This window comes from Pseudoalteromonas sp. SR45-5, assembly GCF_014163565.1.
Lineage (GTDB): Bacteria > Pseudomonadota > Gammaproteobacteria > Enterobacterales > Alteromonadaceae > Pseudoalteromonas > Pseudoalteromonas distincta.
Genome location: NZ_JACJDN010000375.1, coordinates 1 through 3995, shown reverse-complemented (window position 1 = coordinate 3995; position 3995 = coordinate 1). Strand labels below are relative to the sequence as shown.

Here is a 3995-nt window from a genome sequence, read left to right as displayed (position 1 = left end):
ACTGCGCTTTTTTAGTTAAATTAATTGGTTATACCAATGAATAGGTATTATAGGCTATTGCTCGCGTGCAATAGCACGGTAAGCTATATCTGTACGATATTCCATACCATCCCAGCTAATTTTTTTAACAAGCTCATAGGCGCGTTGCTGCGCTTGCGTAACAGTGTTACCAAGTGCTGTTGCGCATAATACGCGACCGCCTGCGGTTACAACGTCATTGCCACTTTGTTTAGTACCCGCATGAAACACTTTTTCACCTGCAGGGTAATCCACTTTTAGCCCCGAAATAGCGTCACCTTTAGGGTAATCACCAGGGTAGCCTTTAGCGGCAAGTACAACACCAACGGCTGCGCGTGGGTCAAACTCAATTGTTGTTTTATCAAGTTCTACACGGTTAGCAGCTTCAATCAATTCAACCAAATCTGATTGCAAACGTAGCATCATTGGTTGAGTTTCAGGATCGCCAAAGCGACAATTGTACTCAATTACTTTAGGGGTGCCTGTTTCGTCAATCATTAAACCTGCATATAAAAAGCCGGTGTACGGATGGCCTTCGCTTGCCATGCCTTCTACCGTAGGGTAGATCACTTCGTTCATAATACGCTGGTGGATTTCATCAGTAACAACTGGCGCAGGTGAGTATGCACCCATGCCACCCGTGTTAGGACCCGCATCGCCATTGTAAGCGCGTTTATGATCTTGGCTTGTTGCAAATGGTAATACGTTTTTACCATCAACCATTACAATGAAAGACGCTTCTTCACCGTCTAAAAACTCTTCAATAACAACACGACTTCCCGCATCGCCAAAAGCATTACCCGCAAGCATATCGCGAATCGCTTCTTCGGCATCGGCCTCCGTCATGGCTACAATTACGCCTTTACCCGCAGCCAAACCATCTGCTTTTACAACAATTGGCGCGCCTTTCTCTTTTAAATAAGCAAGGGCAGGCTCAATCTGTTCAAACGTTTGGTAGTCGCCAGTTGGGATTTTATGACGTGCTAAAAAGTCTTTAGTAAACGATTTCGAACCTTCAAGCTGAGCTGCGCCCGCCGTTGGTCCAAAAATAGCCATGTTATGCTCACGAAACTTATCAACAACACCCAGTACTAACGGTATTTCTGGACCTACAATAGTAAGCTCTACCTTATTTTGCTGTGCAAAACTAAGTAAACCATCTAAGTCGTCAACGTTTATTGCTACGTTTTCAAGTTTTGGTTCAAGTGCAGTACCTGCATTACCAGGGGCTACAAATACAGTATTTACTTTGGTGTTTTGAGCGGCTTTAAACGCAAGTGCGTGTTCGCGGCCGCCGCTGCCAATGACTAAAACATTCATGGCGAAAATTCCTATTTAAAGCGGTTTCTTAAATTTCAGCGTCATGCGGTCGCTTTCACCAATGGCTTTATATTTGTCAGCATCTTGTTCGCCGAGTCTTAAGCTTGGTGGCAGCGTCCATACACCTTTAGGGTGATCGGCTGTATCTTTTGGATTTGCATTTATTTCACTGCTTGCTACTAATTCAAACCCAGCTTGTTCAGCAAGGTCTACTACGTAGCTCTGCTTCATATAACCTGATGTTTTTTGATCTTCATCAGCACGCTCTTCAGCTAAACGGTGTTCAACTAAACCTAATGTACCACCTGGTTTAAGGGCTTTATAAAAAGCTTGGAATGCACTTAATGCACCGCTTTTATCTTTGCCCATATACCAGTTATGTACATTACGAAATGTTAAAACCATATCGGCACTGCCAGCTGGTGCAATATCTAAATGTGTTACAGGTGCAAATTCAGTAATTTTAACGCTACTAAAGCGCTCATCTTCAGCTACTTTTTGTTTAAAGCCTGCAAGAGAGCGTTGGTAGTAGCCAACTGATGAATCAGCAGGAAAGTGCGCGGCATAATAAGTGCCTTGCTCTTTTAATGCTGGCGCTAAAATTTCACTATACCAACCACCACCGGGTGCAATTTCAACAACTGTCATGGTTGGTTTAAAGCCAAAAAATGCAAGTGTTTGAGCTGGGTGACGATATTCATCACGAGCGCTGTTTTTAGCACTGCGTTCGCTTGATTGAAGTGCATGTTCAAGGCTTGATTCGTGGTTATGGCTAAGCGCCATAGTCGATGTCATTGTTAGTGTGGCTACAAGTAGCGATTTTAGCGCAAATTTCATTGTTTGTTCCTTCACATTATAATTTTAAATAGGTTATTGAATAATCAGAATACGTGAATTTATAGCAAACAAAAAGGGTTAAACCAACGTTTAACCCTTTGTGTGATTAGTGGCGGAAATGGCGCATACCAGTTAGTACCATTGCCATGCCAGCTTCATCAGCAGCTGCAATCACTTCTTCATCACGCATTGAGCCACCAGGCTGAATTACCGCAGTAATGCCAGCGGCTGCGGCTGCGTCAATGCCATCACGGAATGGGAAGAATGCGTCAGACGCCATAACTGAACCTTTAACTTCAAGGTTTTCGTCGGCGGCTTTTATACCTGCAATTTTAGCTGAGTATACGCGGCTCATTTGGCCTGCGCCTACACCAATGGTCATACCGTCACGGGCATAAACAATTGCGTTTGATTTAACAAATTTAGCTACTTTCCAGCAAAACAGTAAATCTTTAAGTTCTTGCTCAGAAGGCTGGCGCTTAGAAACAACTTTTAAGTCGCCTTGCGTTACCATGCCTAAGTCGCGGTCTTGAACTAAAATACCGCCGTTAACGCGTTTAATATCTTGGCCAGCTGCTTTACCTGTCCACTGTCCACATTCTAATAGGCGCACGTTCTTTTTAGCTTCAACAATTTTTGCAGCGTCGCTCGAAATACTAGGTGCAATAATTACTTCAACAAACTGACGGTCAACAATTGCTTGTGCAGTTGCTGCATCTAGCTCTCGGTTAAAGGCAATAATGCCACCAAATGCTGATGTAGGGTCTGTTTTAAAAGCGCGCTCGTATGCTTGTAGAATATTGTCGCCAATTGAAACACCACACGGATTAGCATGTTTTACAATTACGCACGCAGGTACGTCAAATTCTTTAACACATTCAAGTGCTGCATCGGTATCTGCAATGTTGTTAAACGAAAGGGCCTTACCTTGCAATTGAGTTGCTGTTGCAACTGATGCTTCAGCAATGTCATTTTCAACATAAAAAGCAGCATCTTGATGTGAGTTTTCACCGTAACGCATATCTTGCTTTTTAGTGAACTGCATATTGATAGTACGTGGGAATTTAGTCTCTACAGCAGCTTCCTCGGTGTAATCAGGCACCATTTTACCGAAGTAGTTAGCAATCATGCCATCGTATTGTGCAGTGTGCTCGTAGGCGGCAATCGCTAAATCAAAACGTGTTTTGTACGTTGTTGAACCATTGTTGTTTTGCATTTCGCTAATAACACGGTCGTAGTCGCTCGCGTTTACCACGATTGTTACATCTTTGTGGTTTTTAGCGGCTGCACGAACCATTGTAGGGCCGCCAATATCAATATTTTCAATGGCATCTTCAAGGCTGCAGTTTTCTTGAGCGACTGTATTCGCAAAGGGGTATAAGTTAACTACAACTATGTCGATAGCAGAAATGTTGTTATCTGCCATTACGCTTTCATCTTGTCCGCGACGGGCTAATATGCCGCCGTGAATTTTTGGGTGAAGGGTTTTTACGCGACCATCCATGATTTCAGGGTGGCCTGTGTGATCTGATACTTCAGTCACTTTTATGGCGTTATCAGCAAGTAGTTTACATGTGCCGCCAGTTGATAAAATATCAACGCCTTGCGCTTCAAGTGCGCGGGCAAATTCAACAATACCGGTTTTATCAGACACACTTAATAGTGCGCGACGAATGGGACGATGAGTATCCATTGTAGTTTGATTTCCTCAGTTAATGAGCTAGCTTAGAAGCGGGCATTTTAACTGATTACTACTCAAAAAACGACTTATAAAGGCTCAATAAGCGTGAGCATTTTGCAATTTAGTTAATAAACTGTAG

General features: G+C 43.1%; 3 protein-coding genes. All 3 read right to left on the bottom strand.

Annotation, left to right across the window (positions count from 1 at the left end):
• Positions 1-54: 54 nt before the first annotated feature.
• Positions 55-1338 carry a phosphoribosylamine--glycine ligase gene (purD, locus tag H5072_RS13545; RefSeq protein WP_182693815.1) on the bottom strand — a complete coding sequence of 428 codons (1284 nt, stop codon included), beginning with the start codon at positions 1336-1338 and terminating at the stop codon, positions 55-57.
• A gap of 15 nt (positions 1339-1353) precedes the next feature.
• Positions 1354-2175, bottom strand: a complete 822-nt coding sequence (locus H5072_RS13540; protein WP_182682566.1) for a class I SAM-dependent methyltransferase — start codon at positions 2173-2175, stop codon at positions 1354-1356.
• Positions 2176-2281: 106 nt separating this feature from the next.
• Positions 2282-3868: a bifunctional phosphoribosylaminoimidazolecarboxamide formyltransferase/IMP cyclohydrolase gene (purH, locus tag H5072_RS13535; RefSeq protein ID WP_024603688.1), complete on the bottom strand. Its 1587-nt coding sequence runs from the start codon at positions 3866-3868 to the stop codon at positions 2282-2284.
• Positions 3869-3995 lie beyond the last annotated feature (127 nt).